The following is a 23,996-nucleotide window of genomic DNA, read 5'->3' as shown; positions in this document are numbered from 1 at the left end:
TTACTTCTCCTGAACCGATATTGATGGATTGCTGATTAACGTTGTTGGCCATGTATAATTTGGTGATCCACTCTCATCGATATTCATCACGATATTGGCTGCGTTCTCCAATAACTCACTGACTGGCTTAGGAATATGTGTTCCCATTAACAACATAAGCGCAATCAAAATGATCATCGGTAGTGTGGTTAACAGACCTAATTCACCTTTGGCAACCACATCCGGTTTTGGACCAAATACCGTTTTAGCTACCATACGAACTAATCCACCTAATACTACGGTTAATAACAATAATAATAGAATTGTTAATCCCATATGCTTAGCTGCTAAGCCTGCAACAACAATCATAAATTCACTGATAAAGACATTAAATGGTGGCATGCCCCCTAATGCCAAAGCACCGCCAGCAAATAATGCAGCACTTAATGGCATTACTTTAAACATGCCTTTCACGACATTTAGATCCCGTGTACCGTATTTCAGTAACACGTTACCAGAGCCGCAGAACAGCAATGCTTTTGCTAAGCTGTGGTTTAACGTGTGGAATAAAGCCGCCAAAATCCCAATCGGGCCACCAATACCCAGAGCCACTGCAATTAACCCCATGTTTTCCACACTGGAGTACGCTAATAAGCGTTTCATATCGCGCTGGATCAGAATAAAGAACGCGGCGATAGCAACAGAGAGGAAGCCAAAGATTAACAATAGGTTACGAGTGAATTCAGTGCCTATTGCTGCATCAATAATAATGTAGTAACGAATAATGATTAACAGCGCACAGTTTAATAACACCGCAGATAACAGCGCACTAACAGGGCTTGGCGCTTCACTGTGAGCATCTGGTAACCATGCATGCATTGGGAATAACCCGGTTTTGGTACCGAAACCGATCAAAATAAATACAAAAGCTAAATGCATCAGTGTTGGATCTAACTGATGTGTATATTTCAACACTTCTGTCCAGAAGATGGCCTGATCAGGATCAGGCATAAAGCTTGCTGCATTGGCATAAACTAAAATTGTGCCAAAAAGACCAAATGCGACACCGACACTACAGATAATAATGTACTTCCATGCAGCTTCTAATGAAGAGCGTTGACCATAAATCCCTACTAAGAAAGCAGAGCTTAATGTTGTGGCTTCAATCGCCGCCCACATCAAGATCAAGTTATTACTGGTGATCGCTAATAACATGGTGAAAAGGAAGAGGTGGAAGAAACCATAGTAGTTACATAAAGTACGAACAGAAATTTCGCCCTCATCCACTTCATGATTCATATAACCAATAGAATACAGGCCGGTTAAAAAACCAATGATGCCTAAAATGGCTAGAAATAGTGCCCCTAAACTATCAACATGAACCCATTTCGCTGCTGCCAGTATTTCGCCATGGGACATCACATCAGCAACAGTGCCTAACGCGGCAATGACTAAGACAAAAATACCTATAGTATGAATGCCTGTAACGATAGGACGTGCTGCTACTTTCAATAATGGGCTTAAAAATGCCAATATCGAAAATACCAGCGGTGCAAACATTAAGATTGTTAACATGGTTGTTTGATTCATCTCCTCACCCCTTCAGCGCGGTCAGTTGATCCACGTTCAGTGTGTTGAGCGTGCGGTAAATCTTACGCGCCAATACTGCCATGACAATCACAGCAAAAATGGCATCCGTTGCTATACCAATTTCTACCAACTCTGGTGCCCTCCACGCTAATAAAGCGAGTGTTAAGTGAGAGCCGTTTTCCATTAAGCAGTAACCAAATGCTTGTTTTAGAATATTTCGTTGAGTCACTATACACAGTAGACCTAGCATAAAATGGCCTAAAGAGACCGCTAATGCAGGTTTCAATTCCGCCACCATAGGTATTTGAATTGGCTCAACCACAAACCAGCATAAAATCACAATCACGGCGGCTAATAACATCAATAATGCCGGTTTAATGACACTGATATTGGCGCTCGGATCGGATAATTTGCGGAAGGCAAATCCTAAGATAAGTGGAACGAGTAGAACTTTGGTAAAGAAGGCGGTTATCGCCCAAAGTGTCAGTTGATGTGCATCTAGCGTATTTGCTAAAGTGACAAAAATCATCACCAAAACAAAGGATTGCAGAGCATAAAACCAACAGGAAGCAATAGGCTTTCTTGCGCCTATCACCAGTAGCGAGGTGATCATCATTAACCCCGCTAAATTATTAACAATAAGTGCTCCAGTCATGATTTATCCCCTTATCCTAGCCAAGTCACAGCAATAACACTGGATGCGAAAGACATAATAATCAGGATTCCAATCACAATTTGCATTGCCATAGGAACCGGTTGTCCTTGCGCAACTTCTTTACTTGGTTCTCCTGGCACCACACGACCAAACCAGTAGATAAACCAAGTGAAACTTGCAACAGATTCAATCAGTACCAGAACCATAATAGGTGTCATTACCCAGAACACACTCGATAATTCAAAGCCTGCTGCAAAGATAGGGAATTTACTAAAGAAACCATTGAGTGGTGGTACACCTGCAATCGCTAACGCAGCAACACAAAAGCCCACACCCAGCAATGGATATTTATTAATTAACCCTTTTAAGCGCGGTAACATACGAGTACCACAGCTATAACTCAGAGCACCTGCGACTAAGAAGAACAAACTTTTAGCAAAAGCGTGGTTAAAGATATAAGCCACACCACCATTAAAGGCTTCACGAGGTCCAAAGATTGAGATAGATAACGCGAGGAAGATATAAGAAAGCTGTGTAATGGTTGACCATGCTAACAGACGTTTCATATCTTTTTGTGGCAGATACATCATAAAGCCATAAATCAGAGTGATAACCGCCATGGCGATCCCCACCCAACCAATGATATGAGGGACATCACCGGCTGAAATAATGGCACGAGCAAAGATATACACACCCACTTTAACCATTGACGCAGCGTGTAAGTAAGCACTTACAGGTGTTGGTGCTTCCATTGCATCAGGTAACCAAGCTTGTAAAGGAAGCTGTGCTGATTTACCCCAAGCAGCAAACAGAATACCGCCAAAGACAATCAGTTTTGTTGGCTCATCTAATGTTGCTATCGCAGTTAGTTCAAACGAACCCGTACTTACAAACAAGGTTGCAGCTGCAAGATACAGACCGATTGACGCAACATGAGTAATTAACAATGCCTTCATTGCCGAACGCAATGACTTCTCTGATTGGTAATAACCAATTAATGCCCAAGAACAACCACCGGTAATTTCAAAAAACAGCAGTTGCCCTAAAATGGTAGATGACAGTACTAAACCTGCCATAGCACCAATAAAGATCAACAGGAAAGCATAATAACGACGAGTCCCATCATGGGGATGCTCACGGTTACCGTTAGTGAGATAACCCGTTGAATAAAAACTAACGAGTAATCCTAAGAACACAACGGCAAAAGCAATTAAGGTACTGACGCGATCAATGGTAAAACCAAATAGCGCAACATCACCATATTGTACTAGCGTAATTGTGGTATCGACTTTACCTTCAGCGAGGAACTGCCAACCTAAAACAACAGTACCTAATGTGGCTAATAAAGCGAACAGTGTACATAACCACTTCGCCATCCGATTTGGCAGTATGGACGTAATTAACGCCCCTGCAAATGGGATGAGTAAGGTCGCAAGAGCTATATTTTCCATTGCAATCATCGCTCCTTATAGACCAGTTAAATAGAAAACAAAAGCCAGTGCCGCAACACCGAACCCTAACCATGTCACATGCTGAGTCAGTAAGAAGCGACCACGCGCTAAACTGTTTTCAACTAATGACGCTAATACAAACACGACCAGCAATTTCACGGCCATTAACACTAAGGCGACAAGAAGCGCGACAAAGGTAAATTCAGTCGCTTTGCCAAAAGGAATAAATACGGCAAGGAACAGCTCAGCAATCACCACTTGTTTTAAACCAATACCCAGTTTAACCATGGCAAAACCAGAGCCGGAGTACTCGGTTAGAGGTCCTTCTTGTAATTCTTGCTCTGCTTCCGCGACGTCAAAAGGCATTTTGCCCATTTCAATAAATGCCGCAAAAGCACAAGCCAATAAGGCTAAAAGTGTAGCTGTGGGTGATACCCAACCTTGGGCGAGTGTCGCACTGATAGTGCCGACATTGGTTGAACCCACAATCAATGCCACCACAATCAACGAAAGCACTAAAATAGGCTCAACTAATACACCCAATGTCAGTTCACGGCTGGCCCCAATACCCGCAAATGGACTACCTGAATCCAAACCCGATAAAGAGAAAAAGAAACGAAATAGTGCAAACAGATAAATTAATGCAATTAAGTCAGCCGCACCGCCAAACAAAGAGGTTGCCGTAAAGACAGGCAATGCCATTGCCACTAATAACATGCTGCCTAATAACACATAAGGCATCACTTGGAAGATCACACCGGATTGCTCAGGGGCAACGGATTGACGTTTAAGTAATTTAAAAATATCTCGGTAATCCTGCCAAATACCAGGACCTTGACGCGAATGCATCTTGGCACGAATTTGGCGAGAAATACCTGTACATAATGGGGTTATCGCCAGCAGAAAGAGTGCTTGAATAACCGCGAATATTCCCATCATAAACGAAGGTGTTTCTTGGAAAGTCATCATTCCCTCTCCTTACGCTGCGATAACTAAAAGCAAGATGACCAGCGCTGCCACCACGTATAGACAATAGAGTCTGAAATCGCCGCCTTGTAGGCATTGGATACGTTTAGCAAAACGTTGGATACCACGAACCAATGGATAAATAATGCTTTCATCCCAGAATGGTTCGACCTTTTCAGCACCGCGCTGTGTTTTATTAAAGCCACGTGAAAGCCAAGGTGATGGATCAAGCTGTTTACGCATACGATAAAGTGGTGCAAACATACTACGTAGTGCTTGAGTAAAGCCCCCAGCGGACACCGCCATGTCTTTTTCCCAGACATAACCACAAGCCCATGGATTACCTTTACGGCGAAATGCAGGCTGACCACCTTTTAAGCCGAGATAAATTAAGAATGGAATTAGTGGTAAGGCGATTAATAAAATAAATGTTAAGGCAGGAGAGAACATCGCTTGTGATGCACTATCAGGGACTAATATCGCACCTTGAGTCACTGTTAATGCACTGGTTTCGCTAAGTGACATTGCAATATTGGCAATAATTGGCGCAACAAAAGCCGCACCCACACCTAATACAACACAGAAAAGTGCTAATAACCCCATAGCAATGGTCATTGGCAACGGTACTTCTTTAGCTTTAGTCGCTTGCTCACTACGTGGGCCACCGCAAAAACTGACGCCATAAACTTTGACGAAACACATTGCCGCTAATGCCCCAGTAATTGCCAACATAATAATGGCAATAGGACCACTTAAGCGCATGACAAAGTTACCATCGTAACTCATCGTAAATAGTGATTGATAAGTATACCACTCACTCACAAAACCATTTAATGGCGGTAATGCTGAAATTGCCATACAACCAATTAAGAATGCCGTTGCAGTGTAAGGCATTAGTTTGGCTAATCCACCCATCTTATCCATATCACGAGTGTGAATTTGATTAATAATGGCTCCGGCACCTAAGAACAATAATCCTTTAAATACCGCGTGATTTAATAAGTGGTATAACGCACCAAGCAGACCGAGAGCGGCAATCACTGGATGATCGGTTGCCATACCTACCATGCCAACTCCCACGCCCATCAAGATGATGCCGATATTTTCAACGGTGTGCCATGCAAGTAGACGTTTTAAATCGTGCTCTGCTAATGCGTACATAACCCCTAATACAGAAGAGACAGCACCGAATGCGAGAACGACAATTCCCCACCACATTTGTGAAGCACCTAATAAATCAATGCCTACTTTGATGATCCCAAAAATACCAATTTTCACCATCACTCCAGACATTAATGCTGAAGCGTGAGAGGGTGCTGCGGGGTGTGCTTTTGGCAACCAACTGTGTAATGGCAACATACCGGCTTTGGCACCAAATCCGAAGAAGCCCAGTAAGAACACCACAGAAGCCATTGCAGGGGAAAGAGAAAGTTGACGGAATGAATCAAAATCAAGACTACCGCTTTCACGCCACATTAAGAAGAAGGCTATCATGATTAGTACAGAGCCTGCGTGAGCGATAAAGAAGTAGAGTAAACCGGCGTGGATAGATTCGTCATCTTGGTCAGCGATGACTAAGAACCAAGATGCTAACGACATCATTTCAAATAGGATAATAAAGTAAAACGCATTATCCATAACAATCAGTCCTACCATGGAAGCAATAAAGAGATTCATAAAAAATCCCATACTCCATGCGCCGCGACCTTTGTATTCTTGAACATAAGAGAGTGAATACAACGCACAAACAGTGACGAGTAAAGAAATGACAAACACCATAAAGGCGCCAAGCATATCCATACGCACCACAAAAGCGGCGAAATCAAATGGTCCAGCCATAGCAAAACTGATTGTTTCACCATTTAAAATAACCGGTAATGCGCTCAAAACACCTAATACACCACCGATGATTGCGCTGATCCCCGATATTAGGATTGCCAATCCTTCCTGTTTCTTTAAAAACAGTGCAATAACGCCACCAACAACATACAGGATGATTGACCACATCAGTAACTGAAGAGGTTCCATATTACTTGCGCTCCTGTGTCAACGTAGATAGATCATCAAGACTTGTCATAGGTTCCATCACAGAGTCTAAACGACGCGCTTTCATCTGCTCTTCAAGGCTATCTTCTTCAACTAGATGTAAGGCATCTGTCGGACAGACTTTTACGCAAGCAGGCCCCTCATCTGAGAAAGCACACAAGTCACATTTCACTGCTATTGCGCGAATACCCGCATTCCATGCAAGGAATGGATTGGTAGTAGGAAGACTTGCGGGCACATCTGCCAGCATCTCTTCAGGCACAAAATGGTCAAACACAGCCGGTAAGTTAACGGGTTTACTGCCTGATGGTGTAATCGCACCAAAAGGACATACCAAACCGCATAACTTACAGCCAATACACAAGCTCTCATTAAGAAAGATCATATTATCTTCATGAGTAATGGCATTGACTGGGCACACACTAGCACAAGGAGCATCCTCACAATGCCGACAAAGCATCGGGGCGGTCTGATCCTCCACTTTTACCACTGTAAGACGCGGATGCGCCTGTAATCCCACAGCTTGGTGTACTTCCGAACAAGCTGCCATACAGGTATTACACCCTATGCATCGTTGTGGCTCTGCAATAACAAAGCGATTCATTCGCCACATCCTCCGAGAAAAACGTTTAACAGCTCACGACTGTCGTTAATTTTTCTCTAGATGAAGCATATTTCATGCCAAGAGCAGCAATATTTTATTTTTGTTAAAAATCAATGCGTTATAAATAAAAATTAATTTACTTGATGACGTGTCGACAATTATGACGTTGACACTTAAGTGGTGGGAAAGAGTGATATGATTGAAAAAGCCTGCAAAAGCAGGCTTACAAAAAAGGGATTAGTCAGTATAAATGCGCTTTTCAACCTCTTTCATGGTCTGTAAGCCACATTGTAAATCATCTGGGGTCGCTTCAGAAAACCCTTGTGTAAAGGTTGCAGATAAATAAGCATCTACCATCATATTGGCTTTAAAGGGAGTAATCAGTAAACCCCCCATGGCTAGCATATTGCAATTATTAATCACTTTACAAAAACGCGCAGTGGTAACACTCTCACAAACCCCGCAATAAACATTTTTATGTTTATTAGCACTAATACTTACTCCCATCCCTGTGCCACAAAAAACAAAACCAATATATTCAGGATGTTCTGAAATAATAGCGCCTACTTTATCACCAACATCACAATAACCAATAGGCCCTGATTCGGTAATATCTTTTATTGTGTAATTTTTTGCTTGTAGATGAGATTTGACGGCATTTTTAAGCTCATAACCTGAAGGATCTGCCCCCATAACAATTATTTTCTGTTCCATATCGCCTCCTAAATAAATTGAGAGTCATGGTCAAAGAAAAGATATCTGATTGATAATCATTAAAACCAAATAAAAATATCTCACTCAATGAGTTGTTACTTATTAAAGTATAGACGATAAATATTTTATTTATATTCAAAAATTTTAAATTTCTCTGTAATCAATTTAGAGAATTTTAAATAACCATCATAATCATAAGGTTTTATTTTTGATGAAAATCAAAAAAAATTAATGACAATAAAATTGTGTTTATAAGATAGGAAAAAATTTTTTTAAAATAATATACTAATCTGATTATGAATTTACACTTAAGAGAATTTACGTATAGAAAAAGGACCAAAAAGCATCAATCCAGTATAAAAAGTGATAATTATCAGACAAATAAGAACGAAACGTAAGAAAAGAAAAAATAAAAGAGATATTTTAGATATAGTATTATATTGGAAATAGTTTCCCTAGTACAAAAAAATAAAAATAAATATCAATAATATTACAGGATTACAGTTTTTATCTATATTCTTCAATATCTCTAAAAGGAAAGGTCAAAATAAATTAAATAAATATTGCTGTGGATTATCTTTACCAAAATAATCAACAACTACATTGTAAAAAAATGGCTATTTTTTACCAATTCCAATCTGGCATTGCTCATGCTGTTTTGGCATAAATAAAGAATGAAATAATATATTGATTTTATATTATATCACTTATCTATATAACGATTTTATAAAACACCGTATTAAAGTAAATTAATCAATTTTTTTAAAGATAATTTGTTATATTTATCAAATTTTTTGCGTATAAAATAAAAATACCACAATCAAGAGAGCATATGTGGTATTTTATATTGGTATAAACGTTCGGTAAAATAATCGCGATGATTATTTTACGCGTGATACATATTCACCAGAACGCGTATCCACTTTAATCACTTCACCGATTTGTACGAACAGAGGTACTTTAACCACAGCGCCAGTGCTTAATGTTGCTGGTTTACCGCCTGTACCCGCAGTATCCCCTTTCAGACCCGGATCGGTATCAACGATTTCTAACTCAACAAAGTTTGGTGGAACAACAGCAATAGGACGATTATCCCACAGTGTAACGATACACTCTGCTTGGTCAATCAACCATTTAGCATTTTCGCCAACCGCTTTTTCGTCTGCAGCTAATTGTTCAAAGGTTTCGTTGTTCATGAAATGCCAGAACTCACCATCGTTGTACAGGTAAGTTAAGTTGATATCCATGACATCTGCACCCTCAGCAGAATCAGTAGATTTGAAGGTTTTTTCCAGTAATTTGTTAGAAATCAGTTTACGCAGACGCACACGAGCAAATGCCTGACCTTTACCTGGTTTCACAAATTCACATTCAGTAATGACGGCTGGCTCGCCATCTAACATGATTTTAAGACCTGAACGAAAATCGTTGGTATTATAAGAAGCCATGAATATCCTCTAACTTTTTTAATTTAAAATGGCATAGCCAAAAATGGCACACATTGTAACTCATAATCACACCACCAGAGAAGTCTGGTTAACACAACTCGCGCAGGCAATCAGTGATCCTGTTGAATTACTCCAACTTTTAGCGCTGGAACATCACGCTGAACTACAACGGGGTGCTCAGGCGAGACGACTTTTTCCTTTACGGGTTCCCCGTGAATTCGTTGCGCGCATGAAAAAAGGCGATCCTAACGATCCATTACTTTTACAAGTATTAACTGCACATGCTGAATTTACCCTAACGCCGGGATTCTCTACGGATCCATTAGATGAGCAACAAAATGCGGTGCCGGGTTTATTACATAAATATCAGAATCGTGCATTGCTTTTGGTCAAAGGTGGTTGCGCTGTCAATTGCCGTTACTGTTTCCGACGCCATTTTCCTTACGAAGATAACAAGGGAAACAAAGCTAACTGGCAAAAGGCAATAGAGTATATCAAAAATAACCCAAAACTCGATGAAATCATCTTTTCGGGTGGCGATCCGCTAATGGCCAAAGATGACGAGCTAGATTGGTTAATTACTCAGCTAGAAGCCATCCCCCACATTAAACGTTTACGTATTCACTCTCGTTTACCCGTGGTGATCCCTGCGCGTATTACTCATAGGTTATGTCAGCGCTTACAGCAGTCACGTTTACAAAATATTATGGTATTGCATATCAATCATGCAAATGAAATTGATGATGCGTTAAGAGAAGCTTGCTTAAAACTAAAAAATGCCCATGTTACGCTATTAAACCAAGGGGTATTACTGCGAGGGGTTAACGACAATGCCCAAACCCTTGCTGATTTAAGTCGTGCACTATTTGACGCAGGCATTATGCCTTATTACCTTCATGTGCTAGATAAAGTACAGGGAGCGGCTCATTTTATGGTACCAGACAGTGAAGCGCGCGAAATAATGAAATCATTAATGAGTCTTGTCTCTGGCTATATGGTTCCTAAACTCACGCGTGAAATTGGAGGAGAGCCAAGCAAAACCTTGCTTGATTTAGGCTTACGACAAGTATAGTGGATAGGAACTTATAAAATAACATTGAATACCGTTATTTGGCCTAGACAATAGGCCTATCCGGTAAAAATAGTAGTACCTCATAAAAAGCAAATAAGAATGATCGCGTTCTTATTTGCCCAATATTACTTTAATGCATATTACTCGACTAAAATCGCTACATCGACACTGCCCGAGTATCTATCTGCGGGAATATTACTATTTGCACAAAGATTAAAATATAACGTTTGATTAAAAACTTTGGGCATAGCATTAACTAATTTATTACTACCGACATAACTTAACGCATCACTGGAATTAGGTTCACAAATAGTATTTTGTTGTTGGCTAGTTAGCGAAGTCACCACATAACCGCTTTCCTGCGCTTTAGTGCCGGTTAATTCCATTCCCGTATTACTGCCTTTGACTAAGGTATTAAACGGTCTTAATGTAATATGTACATTCCCAGCATAGGGACAATCAACATTTATACTGGCAATATTCTCATCGAGTTTAGTCGGTGTAGCAAAATTTTGTGCTATTTGACTACGGTAGTTAATCGATGTTGCTGTTTGTGGCGTCACATCGCAGGCTTTTAATGCATGGACTGTTATCTTTGTACTAGAATCTAAAAAATAAGGCCTAGCATCAATTGAAAATCCAGAACTAATAGCTACATTAAATTGCAAAGAATGATCTCTGGCTAGACTATAATTTCCCGGCTCTAACGCACCAATAGCGTAAACTGAATATCCACTGATAGTGCCAATAGAAAGTAACCATACATTTTTTTATTTGCGGGAACGTCATTACTCTTTGCCTTTACATAACAGCATTGCTGGTTATCACCTTGTTTAACTTAATAATTATAAAAATTATTGACAATTAACGGTCACCATTCTTATTGGGTTTTGTTGTGATACTTCAATCTTTTCAAGCTCTGAATAACTAAATTGACATGAATGTTTGCCCGTATTGTTATTCCAAGTCACCACGACATTCCCATCATTGGGTAACCCACTCATATAAAGAGATTGATAGGCATCGATAATACCGGTATTTACCTGTTTATCTTTTTCATCTGTCAAAGAAGCCATTGCACCAAAAGGTATCGCTATATTTTCCGCTGTTTTTATATCAAAAATAACCTGATAACCCACTTTAGTTTGAAATTGTCTTGCTAAAATAGCCCCTTCGGTTGGATAGACTTTCATTGACGTTTCATTAAGTGTCACATCATCAGGTAATGTGCTGACATTTACGCTAATACTGTTTGTATCATAAGGACTTAATTGAGGGACAATAGCATTACCAAATGTATCTATTTTCACATTTCCATTGATTTCTGCGCCCTTTGCTTTATCTGCGCTCACTATGGCAATACTGTCACCTAACATCCTTGATAATGTCACTCCTTTTGAGTGCAGAACAACACCACCAATAAGGCTACCATTAAAGCTATTTCTATTTTTCCCATAGCTATAACCCCCAGAAAGCGTTCCTTTACTTCCTGAATAACTCATATTCATATTGCCACTATAACTATCTGCCTTGTTATCTGTATTCTGGTAGATACCATAAGAAAGTTGATTATCAAATGCAGAGCCATTTAAGCCGGCTTGTTGCGAAGTTCTTCCATCATTGCTATGTGTCAAAAGATAGCTTGCATTCATATTTTGCAAGCCACTTGCATTTGAGAACACACTCAGTGGCATATTCATATTAAAATTAATTTGTCTATTTTCTGGCCATGTATTGTCATCACTTTTTAGGCGAGAAATAGAATAATCTATATTAAATGCAATACCTTTCAGAACAGTGTTATAGCCTAATGTGACACTATTATTAACACGGCTATTCCCCCAATAACGGCTGGTTTCACCACGAAGATACATGGAACCGTATTTTCCTAATGATTGTGAAATTGAGGTTTGAAAACTAGATTTCTGACGTTGGCTTAACCAAGGTGCAATACCTTCTCGCAATTCATAACCTGAGTTATTGTAATCACTAAAGTCATAGTAATCTTTAGTTGAATAACGTAATGCGGTTAAATCAAACGAAGTCCCTGTAGATAATAAACTCTTAGAATAACGAACCCGATATGATTGACCGTGATAAGTTTTATCCAAATTAGCTCTGGCGAGAGTGACGTCCGCAGATAAGGCACCTAATAACCCAAGAGAAACACCCGAACCGATAACACCAGAGGTATAACCATTGGCAATTAATAAACCACCGTATGCAGTGATTGAGTTATTGATACCATAACTAAACGTTCCTAAAGCAAATTTACTTTTTTTGGAATCTGTCGTGATACCACCATCATATTGCCCCGCACTAAACTCATACTCAAATTGCCCTTCACGCAACATGATAGGCAGCGATGAATAGGCTTGTGTATATACACGCTTAGAGCCATCTTCTTCTTCAATGGTTATTTCAAGGTCCCCACCAATACCGCCGGCGGAAATATCATTAATAATAAAATTCCCAGGAGCAACAAAAGATTTATAGATAATTTGACCATTTTGACGAATGGTAACGGTTGCATTGCTGTTGGCAAAACCTCTTACCACAGGAGCATATCCACGCATACTACTTGGTAACATTTGTTGGTTAGTGGCTAAAGAAATCCCCTTTATCGGAATACTTGAAAAAATATTCCCTCCAGTGGTAATTTCACCAATTTTCAGCATTGATTTTAAATAAGCGATATTTCGCATTACATAGGTATTACTAAATTCAGAATCACTTGAAGAACGCTGATCTGAACCACTCGATTTATTATAAGAATAATTTGTTCTTAAACGCCAAGGGCCTATATTTACACCACCATTAAGATTCAAGAAAAAGTTGTTATTATGGCTTGAATAATCACCTGTCGTTCTGTTTTTAATAAAGTTAGCCATATAATTAAGGATAACAGCACTCACGCCATCATCTAATAATTCTGCGGGAATTTCACCTTGAAAGCTCTTATCCATATTAACTTGGGGAAAAGATGCATTTAATGTTAATTTATTAATATTAAAGGTTAGCCTTGAATTAGGAATATACGCTTCTATATTATCAATTTCTGTATCTTCGGGCAGATGACTTAGCTTACTTATCGCTGAAACATTAACCCCAAATAGCTTCAAATCTTTGATTGTAACAACAGGGACAACTTTACCTTCTTTGTTTGCTTTAAATAAAATTGTCTTTTCACCTAATGGCTCAGTATTAACAAAAACACTTAAACTATAGTCTCCTGGTGCAATGTAGTCTTCTTTGCTGAAATTACTTAAATCAATATTGTCGTTATTATTTAGTAAAAGATTTGGATCAAAGTAATTATCAGACAATGCGATTTTCGGCATTGCCACAGATAAAACACAAAGATTGATACAAAGAATTTTATGCAACATAGGTTTCATAAACCACCCCAAAGACCACCCATAAATAAGAATTATTGTTAAGTTAATATTCTTTATCTTTTATTATAAAGAAATTTTCATCATTGAATCTCCAACTCAGCTTTCCTTGAACATTTTTAGGTGCTTCAACTGATACTGTAGAGAATGGTTTTACCGTTATTGCTCTACCATCATTTTTTATTTCAACCTCGCCCACTTTTAAATATTCAAAAGTCATATAAAGTGGTGATTTATTATTTATAACTATGTTCTCATTTACCTTTTCAACAATAACATCATCAATAACATCTTTATTTTCCAATGCCATTATTGACTCAGGTCTATAAATTAATTTGAAGAAGAAAGTAGGTGTTATCGTTAGTGATACAGATTTCTTTTCCTCAATTTTACTATCCTTAAGAGGAACTGCTCTAAATGCAATCCAAAATAAGCTTTCTCTGTCTTTTGGTAACGCCATATCATTAGAACCTTCACTAATACGACGAATATTCCAGCTATATTCACTAGAGGGTTCTAAACGATACAAAGGTGGTAAAATCATAAAAGGTGTTCTTTCACGATCTTTATTCACTATAGGTACATTTTTATCATCATCATTAAATAAAATAGAGCTATTAATTAAATAAGCACTATTGTTATTATTTTTTAAAGAGATAGAGATACCTTTTATATCACTTTCCAGATAGATATATCTTTTTACTACAAAAGAAAAACCATTTTTCCCGAAATCTGTTAGATCCACAGTATCGTTTTCTATTTTTTCAACTGCTTTCGATGTGACTGAATAAGATAGAAAAAATAGGCAGAATATGACTATCTGGATAATATTTTTTTTTCTACCTCTTAAAAAAGATAACATTTAGTCACTCCACTATTATTTTATTTTCAAATGTATTTGATAATCCACCAAAATCATCAATATATTGCCAACTAACCTGTTTAATTGATTTATCTATAGCTAAATTGAGTGACGAAAATGGCGCAACCATAGGTGCATTTGCTGATTGATAACTTTTGCCATCGAATTTTAAATTTGATACCGTAAAATAATAAGGTGTTGGGTTATTGACTTGCACATTATTACCTACTTTTTTAAAGGTTATCTTCTTAGCATGACTATCTAGTGATGTTATGGCTAATTCATTTGGTCGATAAAATCCTTTTATAATAATTTTTGTTACCATATTAATTTTTAGTGATAAATCACCACTATTATTTTGTTGCCCTCTTTTTGTTTCAGGTATCAAATATGCAGTGAAAAAAAAGAGTGATTCCCGATCACTTGGCAATGTATCTAAAGAGCGTGGTAAAATTTTTATAGAAACCGATGACTGAGGCTCTAATCGTTTTAACGGTGGCAATACAATAAAATGCTCATCTTTTTTGCCATCTAAATCAGCCGTTATCATATTTTGAGATAAATAAAGATTATCTGTATCATTATTTATTTGTACACTTTGACTTTTATCTCCCTCAGAAAATATAATGCGACTTTGTGACAAAGATAGCCCTGCATAACTATATGATGCAGAAAAAATAAAACAGCTAAAAAGTAATGAAATCGTTTTTAATATATTCATATTTTAATCAATCAGAAAAAAAGCTAAGCACTACTGTTGCCGTAAAAGGGCCAACCTCTGGAGTACATCCCTCTTTTTGACAACGCAACTTTGCTGTTAATGATTTAGTCGAGCTTTCTGAGGTTATATTATCCCACACAACAGAATCATCAGAAGGTTTAAAAACAGAGCTATTATTTACTTTATATGTTTTACTACCACTGTCGTCTGTAAGTTGAACACCAAATGACCCAGAAACATTGTTATTAAAAAAATCTCGAGTTCCGGTTAAAGTAACACCTTGAGATATATAAACGCTCGTTCCACTTAAAGAACTTGTTGAGCAATTAGTTAACGAGATAGGGATCTGTTGACTAATTTTATTATTTTTTATGTCATTAGCACTAACAGAACTAGCCCCTTCACCACTAGTGAAAGTAATATTATCTGGAACAACAATTTCACACGTTTTAGCGAGAAAAACGACTGAAAAATTATATTTCACTGATTGCGCTGCAACTGAAGCCCAACTCGTCAATAATAAACAAAGACTAACTATTAATATTGACACTTTTTTTGTCTGCATAATTAATCCTGAATATATTCAAATAAAATAGTCGCCGTTGAATCACCAGGTGTCATTTTATTATTGTTGCGTCTAACAAAATCGACGATGTAGTTAATACTTATCGCTGAATTAGAGTGAGAAGAAAAAGATAACTTTTTATTGTTTTCTAGAATTTGGCAACTCGCATTTTCACCTTCAAGACAACCTTTTACTAAAAAACCTGTTTGAGTCGTATCGCCTTTTCCATAAAAAACCTGATCTGAATATTCAGTATTCGCGCCTGTTTTTACATTAATCGTGATTTTTTTCTCACTATCAGGTTCGTACTCTTTACAATCGATAAGATAAGTAAATTGCTTAGTGCCGAGACTACCTTTAATAGGCGCCTTTATTGGTGTGTCTTCTGCATCACCAATAGTAAAAAACTGTTCAAATGAGACATGTTTACTCAGCTCATTACTATCGCTAAATTCACAAGTGCCACGTGTTACATTAGCAGAAAAGTTGAGAGTACCATTATTTGCGGATTGACAGTTTACTGCATACACCATCATCGCTAACAATACTGTTCTTTTAAAGTTTTTTATTGTAGACACTTTCTCCGCCTAAATCATTGATAATATGAATATTAACAGCACCTGTTTTATTACTTACCACATAGTTTTTAGAAGAAAATGGTTCTATCATATTATTAATTTTATTTAATTTTATCGTTTCATTTTTAACGGTAATCTTAAAAAGATTAATATAATAAGGCGTAGGGTTCTCAATACTGATCCCATTAGGCGTTGCTTTTACAACTAATTTATCACCGGCTTCTTTTGGGTTTATCGCTAAATTAATAGGGCGATAAAATACCTTGATAATATTTTCCATCGCTATTTTTATCCCATCTTCATTTTTATTTGTTGATGGAATATTTCGCGAGTGGAAGTAATAAAGTGATTCTCTATCTTTAGGAAGATTTGTTGGTATTATTTGAATTTTTATTGTATTTTCACTTTCCGGAGCTAACCTGAAAATGTTTGGAGTAATAACAAACATACCACTCAAAGGTGGTGATGAGGTATCCAGTTTTTCGGTTATAAAGTTAGAGACTAAATAAGGTTGTGCATTATTATTTCTAGCGCTAATAGAGGCTGTATTAGTATCCCCATTAATAATAATACGAGTCTGGCTTAAACCGACACCGGCTTGAACCTGAAATGATAAAAATAATACTCCTAAAACACACAACGAAATATATTGAAAAAAGCGTATTTTGTTTACCATCTGCCTATCACCTTATTGCACTGCAACTTTACTATGAGTAGTAAACCAAAATTATGGAAAAGGAATAAATTCCTTTCCCATAACATACTAATATTAGTTATAAGCAACACTAAAGGTTACTGGAACATTAATATCTTGTGCTTTCAGTGAGTCACCAGTTTCTGTAGCAAATAAACCTGCTTTCATAGGAATAATCAGGTTACCTTCACCTTCTGCTTTTAAGTTTTGCAGTTCTGTTGACTCATTTGGTTTCAGTACTACAGAGTTCATTGCAGTTAACTTGATACCAGCTTGAGTTGCACCAGCGCTAGCAAATAATTGCTCATTACCAACTAGGCCATTACCGCTTGCTAATAATTCAATATTAGATACAGTTACAGCAGGATCTTCACCTTCAGCTGGTTTACCAATCTTAGTACAGTTGTTTAACACTAAGTTGAAATCTTTTTCAGATACAGCTTGGTTAATGTTTTGAATATCAGCAGTTGCATAAGTACCTAAATCAACACGATCTTGGCTTGCGCTGATATCACAAGTTGCTGCAACTAAACGTGCAGAAAATGTAACATCTGCGTTTTTAGCGGCCATAACTTGAGTTGATAAAGAACCCATAAGAAGTGCACCAGCAACCATTACGCCTAATTTATTGAATTTCATATTAACTTCTCTTATAAAATAATCTAAAAATTATCAATATCGTAATAATTTAGACCCAACGTATTGTACTAAGCCAACATGTGATCCTTACTATATAAATGATATTGATCCTTACAACGATTGTTTATAACCCATTAATAAAACTAACTTTATATCAAAAATAACATCATATAATGTTGCATTTCTCAGTATTTATTTTTAGCTCATCAGAAAAATGACAAAAATAAACATTGAAATCACAGAAACATCAAATATATATATACCCACTCACTGTATAAAGTAAGCATAATATATTTTTTGAAAAAACAGCGGAGTCATTTAAATCACATAATTAAATCTCACCATATTAAAATATTATTTTAAGCCAAGTTAAAAACTTAATGAGAAATATTAATTCTTAAATCAGTATATTCTTTGAATTGGGGAAAGTAAAGCAACCACAATAGAAAAAATTACATTTACTTATATATAAATTTACATTATATACATGCGACAAAATAAAAAATAATCTTTAAAAACAACTTGTTATAGTTTCAATTTTGTTTTTTATTAAAATAACCTCCTGATAAATATTAATTAGATTATCTTTTATTGATTATAAATAAATAATAAAAAACAAACCGCTCCAATTTAAATAGTCGTATTTTGTTATTTCTTATAATTTATTAATTTACTTTTATGACACTTATATAAAATATCTTATATAGATAATCTAATTATGATATTTTTTTAATTTTATCTATTGAAATTACAATAAAAAACAATCAACATCTATCCGCATTGATATATAAGTATTTTTATTATGGCAAATATGATAGAACATCATGATAGTATCACTATGAAAATATTAATATGTGCTTCTCATTTAATATAAATTAAATACTATCACTTATTAAAACTATCTATTAGTCATATAATTATCTATCCTAGTAGAATTTTATTTTTTAATTTATTTTATTATTTTCATTTGGCTCTAAAAAAATCCTACTATGCTTATAGTAACAATCATTAAATGATAGTTTTTTACGGTACATAATTTACCTGATTAAAAAATAAGTTTTAAAATTAAGTTCAGTGTAAAGAGGAGCTTCAAATACAAAATTGAGATTTGAATGGAGGAAATATGAATATTCTCGTCATTGGCGCTAAAGGTCGAGTAGGTCAGCGTTTAATCGAAATATTACTTGCCGAAGGTCATCATGTCATAGGTACAACCCGAAAATTATCCAACACATCAGTACATCATCCCTCACAGTACCATGAAATTGAATTGGACATAACAAAGCCGTTATCATCCATCACCGATTTATTGCCAGACAATTTAGAGGCTATCTATTTTACGGCAGGCTCCCGAGGAAAGGATTTATTACAAGTTGATTTACACGGTGCTGTTAAAACGATGCAAGCAGCAGAAAAAAAAGGAATAAAAAGATATATTATGCTCAGTGCGATTAATTCATTATCACCTGATAAATGGACTGAATTAATTGATTATTTTACCGCTAAATATTTTGCCGACCTCTACTTACGGGATCGTACCCAGTTAGATTTCACCCTTGTTCAAGCAGGCTATTTAACTGAAAAACAAGGCACATATAAAATTACGACCAAATTGGAAGATAATGCTACAAAAGGTGAAATCACTATTGATAATGTCGCGGCAACATTAGCAGAGATACTAGATAAGCCGAATACATTTAAAAAATGCATTCCTATATTAGATGGTGACGAGGCGATTAAAACAGCCCTCAGTCGAATTTAGAAACGATTAGTTTACTGATTTTGATAAAAAACAATCTGACCCTGATAAACATTAGGGCCAGATGTGTTAGTCACGAGCTAGCTTATCAATGTACACAACCATTATTTGTTACTGACATTTATAAACTTGTCCACTCATTTTGCTATCTAGTGGCGCAAAGCTATCGACAATGCTACCTGCACCTGTACCAACATTAAAAATAACATTACCACCCATAGCGGCTGCTTTGTTGCGTAAATCATTAGCAGCACCACGTAGTGATTGGCTTTCAGTACGAGAGCCTGATAACCAATTATTCTGAACGCCGGTTACTGTGCCTAATAACTGGCACTCGCTGCCTGGTTGCGTATCAGTAATTTGTACCTGTGAACCTGCACTGGTCAATGTATTTGTTGCAGAACAGCCTGCTAACAACAACGCTGCAGTGGCTCCCAATAACAATTTAATTCGCATGATCCCCTCATTTCTTTGAGTGTCCGTTTAGTCATGACAACAATATACCCTGTCACTCCTCTTAAGCGCAAAAATAAATCATCACTATCTTACATTAGCCTATAGTCTTAAGAGGTTATTTCCACTTGTTACTTATTTTGACTTAATGATTTAGCTTTAAGATAGACAAAGCAATATCTATTTATTTTACACCGCTTTGCGGCTTTTAAAACATATTGTGTGCTTTTCAGACACCACAGTGCGAGACTGGGCACATTATTTGGTCGACGTTCTTAGCCTAGTCCTCTGCTTTAATGGCATAATCAGGTAATAGGCCATTGATAGAAATTATTTTTTGATACTTAAATAATAGGGAACATTAAATCATTATGTACTGGCTCAATAACAAATTTAACATTATTGCTATCATCGTTGGTGTACTGAGTATTTTTACTATTTTGATTAATCAAAGTTTGGAGCGCGAATATGTTCAAATGAGCCCCAAACTAGAACAAATCGTCCATGAAAAAGTGAGTAGCTTAAAAAAATCAGTCGTTGATGCGATAAAAGGGAAAACTTATCAAGCTGCTTCTATAGATATCGAGGCAGAACAGAGGCAAAAATTGTTAAATCGGATGGAACAAATCAAACAAATTGGTTTAGTTCTGAGTGTATTAGGGATTATTTTTACTGCAATTTCATTTATTCGACATGAAAATAAATACTCTTGTCGGATAGCATTAGCACTTAATGGAAGTATCCTGTCTATTTCTCTTTTAATGTATGTTGCAACAAGCATTGCTAGTATTGTTACCATATTACTTCTTATATGGCTGCTAGGTAATATCTTCGGTTTCTGTTAAAGACAATAAAAATGATATAAACAGCCAGAACGACTTATTATGTAAAAAAACCCGAGCCTAAGCTCGGGTTTTTGGTGTAAAACAGCTAGCTGATGAATTACATCATGCCGCCCATTCCACCCATGCCGCCCATTCCACCAGCAGCACCTAAATCCATTTTTTCGTCTTTAGGTAAATCTGTCACCATAGCTTCAGTGGTGATCATCAGACCTGCGATAGAAGCTGCGAATTGCAGAGCAGAACGAGTCACTTTAGTTGGATCTAAGATACCCATTTCAATCATATCGCCATAAGCTTCTGTTGCAGCGTTATAACCGTAGTTACCTTGGCCTGCTTTCACATCGTTAACTACCACAGAAGGCTCTTCACCTGCGTTAGCAACGATTTGACGCATTGGCGCTTCCATTGCACGTAGTGCAACACGGATACCAACTGTTTGTTCTTCGTTATCACCTGTCATTTCACGCAGCGCATTAGCAACGCGAACAAGTGCAGTACCACCACCAGCAACAACGCCTTCTTCAACTGCTGCGCGAGTTGCATGCAGAGCATCATCAACACGAGCACGTTTTTCTTTCATTTCAACTTCAGTTGCCGCACCGACTTTAATTACCGCAACACCGCCAGCTAATTTAGCCACACGCTCTTGCAGTTTTTCACGATCGTAATCTGAAGTTGCATCTTCGATTTGTTGACGAATTTGAGCAACACGGCCACTGATAGCCTCTTGTTCACCCAGACCATCGATGATGGTTGTCGTATCTTTGTTGATAACAACACGTTTCGCTTGGCCTAAATCTTCCAGCGTTGCTTTTTCTAACTCCATACCGATTTCTTCAGAAATCACAGTACCATTAGTTAGAATAGCGATATCTTGTAACATTGCTTTACGGCGATCACCAAAACCTGGTGCTTTAACCGCAGCAACTTTCACGATACCACGCATGTTGTTGACGACTAATGTTGCCAGTGCTTCACCTTCAACATCTTCTGCAATGATCAGCAGAGGTTTGTTTGCTTTAGCAACACCTTCTAAAACAGGAAGTAATTCACGGATATTAGAGACTTTTTTATCAACTAATAGGATGAATGGATTTTCTAACTCAGCTGTACCTGTTTCTGGTTTGTTGATGAAGTAAGGAGACAGGTAACCGCGGTCAAACTGCATACCTTCAACAACATCCAGCTCATCTTCTAAGCCAGTACCTTCTTCTACAGTGATGACACCTTCTTTACCCACTTTTTCCATTGCTTGAGCAATCAGAGTACCAACGGTTTCATCAGAGTTAGCAGAAATAGTACCTACTTGAGCAATAGCTTTAGTATCTGAACATGGAACAGACAGTTTTTTCAGTTCTTCTACTGCGCCCACAACGGCTTTATCGATACCGCGTTTCAGATCCATAGGGTTCATGCCAGCGGCAACTGCTTTTAAGCCTTCGGCGATAATTGCTTGTGCTAACACTGTTGCAGTTGTAGTACCGTCACCTGCCGCATCATTAGCTTTAGAAGCAACTTCTTTCACCATCTGAGCACCCATATTCTCGAATTTATCTTCTAATTCGATTTCACGGGCAACAGAAACACCGTCTTTAGTGATAACAGGTGCACCGAAAGATTTATCTAAAACAACGTTACGACCTTTAGGGCCTAAAGTTACTTTAACTGCATCTGCAAGAACATTAACACCACGTAACATTTTATTACGAGCGTCTATACCGAATTTGACGTCTTTAGCTGCCATCGTATATTTCCTTTGAATTCGTTCAGTTTAAGAAGATCTTAAAAGAGAAAAATTATGCTTCTACAATTGCTAAAATGTCGCTTTCAGACATGATAAGCACGTCTTCGTTATCAATTTTTTCTGATTTAACACCATAACCATCGTTAAAAATTACGATATCGCCAACTTTAACATCGAGTGGTTTGACTTCACCGTTTTCCATAATACGGCCGTTACCAACTGCTAAGATTTCGCCACGAGTTGATTTACCCGCTGCAGAGCCAGTCAGTACGATACCACCTGCTGATTTAGCTTCGACTTCTTTACGTTTAACAATAACACGGTCATGTAATGGACGAATCTTCATTAATAGATCTCCTATAAAAAAGTCCATATCAGGATTAAGGTTGATACCAGTGCCTAAGATGAACCAGTACCATGACGATACAAGTGGGGGCATCCAATAAAACTTCAAGGGGGAGAAAAGTGTTTTTTTTCAAAAAATCCCCTTTTTAGATGATTATGCTTATAGTTAATTATTTTTTATCAGAAAAATGGTCATTATCCTGATGTTCATCCTTATTATTCAGTTGCTTACTAGGTGAATCTTCTTTACGTTGATATTCACCTTCAAAAGTACTCCCACCTTGATGGGAAGAAAAGCCATTTCCGCCCTGTCCGGGGGTATAAATTTTGATACGCGTAATCAGTTTTGTTACCAATAGCGCTTGTAATGGGGGTAACAATAAAAGTAAGCCGAGGAAATCAGTAAAGAAGCCAGGGATCAATAACAAAATCCCTGCCAACACCAACGAAACGCTTTTCACCATTTCAGCCGCAGGCACTTCTCCCATGGCTAATTTTTGTTGCATTGAAGCAATATTTTTCACACCTTGATTTTTGACCAAAGAGATCCCGACACAAGAAGTCAGTACCACTAGGAATAGGGTTGTAAGAACGCCAATTGAAGAGGCAACATGCACAAAAATCACAGCTTCTATATAAATAAGAAGGCAGATAACAATTAATGGGAGCCAACGCACTTGGTTCTCCTTTTATAAAAAAGATTCATATTATTAATAGAAAGGAGTGTGAACCACCTCTAAGCTAACAGCTTATACACTCGCTTTTTCTTAGTTTATCTACATAATAATGGGGAGCCTAATCCTCCTTTTCAAGGGAGCATAAAAAGAGAAGTAGAACTGTAAAATCCATGAGATAGATCACAAAAAGAAAA

At 37.3% G+C, this 23,996-nt stretch carries 23 protein-coding genes; 3 read left to right on the top strand and 20 right to left on the bottom strand.

Translation table 11 applies throughout. The features are described from left to right. The 8 genes from AACV01_RS06520 to efp form a co-directional block, all read right to left on the bottom strand. Complete coding sequence (locus AACV01_RS06520) at positions 1-1,569, bottom strand: hydrogenase 4 subunit F (protein WP_060554893.1); 1,569 nt, start codon at positions 1,567-1,569, stop codon at positions 1-3. 4 nt (positions 1,570-1,573) lie between these two features. Next, complete coding sequence (hyfE, locus tag AACV01_RS06515) at positions 1,574-2,224, bottom strand: hydrogenase 4 membrane subunit (protein ID WP_004245691.1); 651 nt, start codon at positions 2,222-2,224, stop codon at positions 1,574-1,576. A gap of 11 nt (positions 2,225-2,235) precedes the next feature. Next, a complete protein-coding gene (locus AACV01_RS06510) occupies positions 2,236-3,684 on the bottom strand; it encodes a hydrogenase 4 subunit D (RefSeq protein ID WP_012368420.1) in 1,449 nt (482 codons plus the stop codon). Positions 3,685-3,690: 6 nt separating this feature from the next. Then, on the bottom strand, positions 3,691-4,641 hold the full coding sequence (locus tag AACV01_RS06505) for a respiratory chain complex I subunit 1 family protein (protein ID WP_012368421.1): 951 nt from the start codon (positions 4,639-4,641) through the stop codon (positions 3,691-3,693). A 12-nt stretch (positions 4,642-4,653) separates the two neighbouring features. Further along, positions 4,654-6,669: a hydrogenase 4 subunit B gene (gene hyfB, locus AACV01_RS06500; protein WP_004250169.1), complete on the bottom strand. Its 2,016-nt coding sequence runs from the start codon at positions 6,667-6,669 to the stop codon at positions 4,654-4,656. Position 6,670: 1 nt separating this feature from the next. Continuing rightward, positions 6,671-7,291 (bottom strand): 4Fe-4S dicluster domain-containing protein, encoded by a 621-nt coding sequence (locus tag AACV01_RS06495; protein ID WP_004245695.1) that lies wholly within the window; start codon positions 7,289-7,291, stop codon positions 6,671-6,673. Positions 7,292-7,528: 237 nt separating this feature from the next. Beyond that, positions 7,529-8,005, bottom strand: a complete 477-nt coding sequence (locus AACV01_RS06490; protein WP_004249279.1) for an RpiB/LacA/LacB family sugar-phosphate isomerase — start codon at positions 8,003-8,005, stop codon at positions 7,529-7,531. A gap of 881 nt (positions 8,006-8,886) precedes the next feature. Then, the gene (gene efp, locus AACV01_RS06485; RefSeq protein WP_004245698.1) at positions 8,887-9,453 is read right to left on the bottom strand and encodes an elongation factor P; all 567 of its coding nucleotides are present in this window, start codon (positions 9,451-9,453) and stop codon (positions 8,887-8,889) included. 43 nt (positions 9,454-9,496) lie between these two features. Between efp and epmB the strand changes: the two genes are divergently transcribed. After that, positions 9,497-10,525 (top strand): EF-P beta-lysylation protein EpmB, encoded by a 1,029-nt coding sequence (epmB, locus tag AACV01_RS06480; protein WP_004249278.1) that lies wholly within the window; start codon positions 9,497-9,499, stop codon positions 10,523-10,525. Between the two features lie 140 nt (positions 10,526-10,665). Here the strand turns inward: epmB and AACV01_RS06475 are convergent, their stop codons facing one another. The 8 genes from AACV01_RS06475 to AACV01_RS06440 all read right to left on the bottom strand — a co-directional run bounded on the left by AACV01_RS06475 (position 10,666) and on the right by AACV01_RS06440 (position 17,979). Beyond that, positions 10,666-11,193 (bottom strand): hypothetical protein, encoded by a 528-nt coding sequence (locus AACV01_RS06475; RefSeq protein WP_234410665.1) that lies wholly within the window; start codon positions 11,191-11,193, stop codon positions 10,666-10,668. A gap of 186 nt (positions 11,194-11,379) precedes the next feature. Next, on the bottom strand, positions 11,380-13,923 hold the full coding sequence (locus AACV01_RS06470) for a fimbria/pilus outer membrane usher protein (protein WP_046334460.1): 2,544 nt from the start codon (positions 13,921-13,923) through the stop codon (positions 11,380-11,382). Positions 13,924-13,966: 43 nt separating this feature from the next. Beyond that, positions 13,967-14,782, bottom strand: coding sequence for a fimbrial biogenesis chaperone (locus AACV01_RS06465; RefSeq protein WP_004249275.1), 816 nt, complete (start codon positions 14,780-14,782; stop codon positions 13,967-13,969). Between the two features lie 4 nt (positions 14,783-14,786). Beyond that, the gene (locus AACV01_RS06460; RefSeq protein WP_012368423.1) at positions 14,787-15,503 is read right to left on the bottom strand and encodes a fimbrial biogenesis chaperone; all 717 of its coding nucleotides are present in this window, start codon (positions 15,501-15,503) and stop codon (positions 14,787-14,789) included. 7 nt (positions 15,504-15,510) lie between these two features. Then, positions 15,511-16,068: a fimbrial protein gene (locus tag AACV01_RS06455; RefSeq protein ID WP_004245710.1), complete on the bottom strand. Its 558-nt coding sequence runs from the start codon at positions 16,066-16,068 to the stop codon at positions 15,511-15,513. Positions 16,069-16,070: 2 nt separating this feature from the next. Continuing rightward, complete coding sequence (locus AACV01_RS06450) at positions 16,071-16,646, bottom strand: fimbrial protein (protein WP_004245711.1); 576 nt, start codon at positions 16,644-16,646, stop codon at positions 16,071-16,073. Beyond that, the gene (locus AACV01_RS06445; RefSeq protein ID WP_004249271.1) at positions 16,624-17,322 is read right to left on the bottom strand and encodes a fimbrial biogenesis chaperone; all 699 of its coding nucleotides are present in this window, start codon (positions 17,320-17,322) and stop codon (positions 16,624-16,626) included. The genes AACV01_RS06450 and AACV01_RS06445 overlap by 23 nt, the downstream gene beginning before the upstream one ends. 93 nt (positions 17,323-17,415) lie before the next feature. Next, complete coding sequence (locus AACV01_RS06440) at positions 17,416-17,979, bottom strand: fimbrial protein (protein ID WP_046334457.1); 564 nt, start codon at positions 17,977-17,979, stop codon at positions 17,416-17,418. Positions 17,980-19,102: 1,123 nt separating this feature from the next. Here AACV01_RS06440 and AACV01_RS06435 point away from each other — a divergent pair. Next, complete coding sequence (locus AACV01_RS06435) at positions 19,103-19,741, top strand: NAD(P)H-binding protein (protein WP_046334527.1); 639 nt, start codon at positions 19,103-19,105, stop codon at positions 19,739-19,741. Between the two features lie 108 nt (positions 19,742-19,849). Here AACV01_RS06435 and AACV01_RS06430 read toward each other — a convergent pair whose 3' ends face one another. After that, positions 19,850-20,194, bottom strand: a complete 345-nt coding sequence (locus AACV01_RS06430; protein WP_004245715.1) for a DUF4156 domain-containing protein — start codon at positions 20,192-20,194, stop codon at positions 19,850-19,852. 368 nt (positions 20,195-20,562) lie between these two features. Between AACV01_RS06430 and AACV01_RS06425 the strand changes: the two genes are divergently transcribed. Then, complete coding sequence (locus AACV01_RS06425) at positions 20,563-21,036, top strand: hypothetical protein (protein ID WP_004249266.1); 474 nt, start codon at positions 20,563-20,565, stop codon at positions 21,034-21,036. A 97-nt stretch (positions 21,037-21,133) separates the two neighbouring features. On the opposite strand, the gene groL is transcribed toward AACV01_RS06425, so the two are convergent. The 3 genes from groL to AACV01_RS06410 form a co-directional block, all read right to left on the bottom strand. After that, positions 21,134-22,780: a chaperonin GroEL gene (gene groL, locus AACV01_RS06420; protein ID WP_004245716.1), complete on the bottom strand. Its 1,647-nt coding sequence runs from the start codon at positions 22,778-22,780 to the stop codon at positions 21,134-21,136. Positions 22,781-22,832: 52 nt separating this feature from the next. Then, complete coding sequence (locus tag AACV01_RS06415) at positions 22,833-23,126, bottom strand: co-chaperone GroES (protein ID WP_004249265.1); 294 nt, start codon at positions 23,124-23,126, stop codon at positions 22,833-22,835. 169 nt (positions 23,127-23,295) lie between these two features. Next, positions 23,296-23,802, bottom strand: coding sequence for an FxsA family protein (locus tag AACV01_RS06410; protein WP_004245719.1), 507 nt, complete (start codon positions 23,800-23,802; stop codon positions 23,296-23,298). Positions 23,803-23,996 lie beyond the last annotated feature (194 nt).

Origin of the sequence: Proteus sp. G2609 (assembly GCF_963896135.1) — a bacterium.
In the GTDB taxonomy this organism is placed as follows: domain Bacteria; phylum Pseudomonadota; class Gammaproteobacteria; order Enterobacterales; family Enterobacteriaceae; genus Proteus; species Proteus mirabilis.
This window is presented reverse-complemented; position numbering and strand designations above follow the sequence as displayed.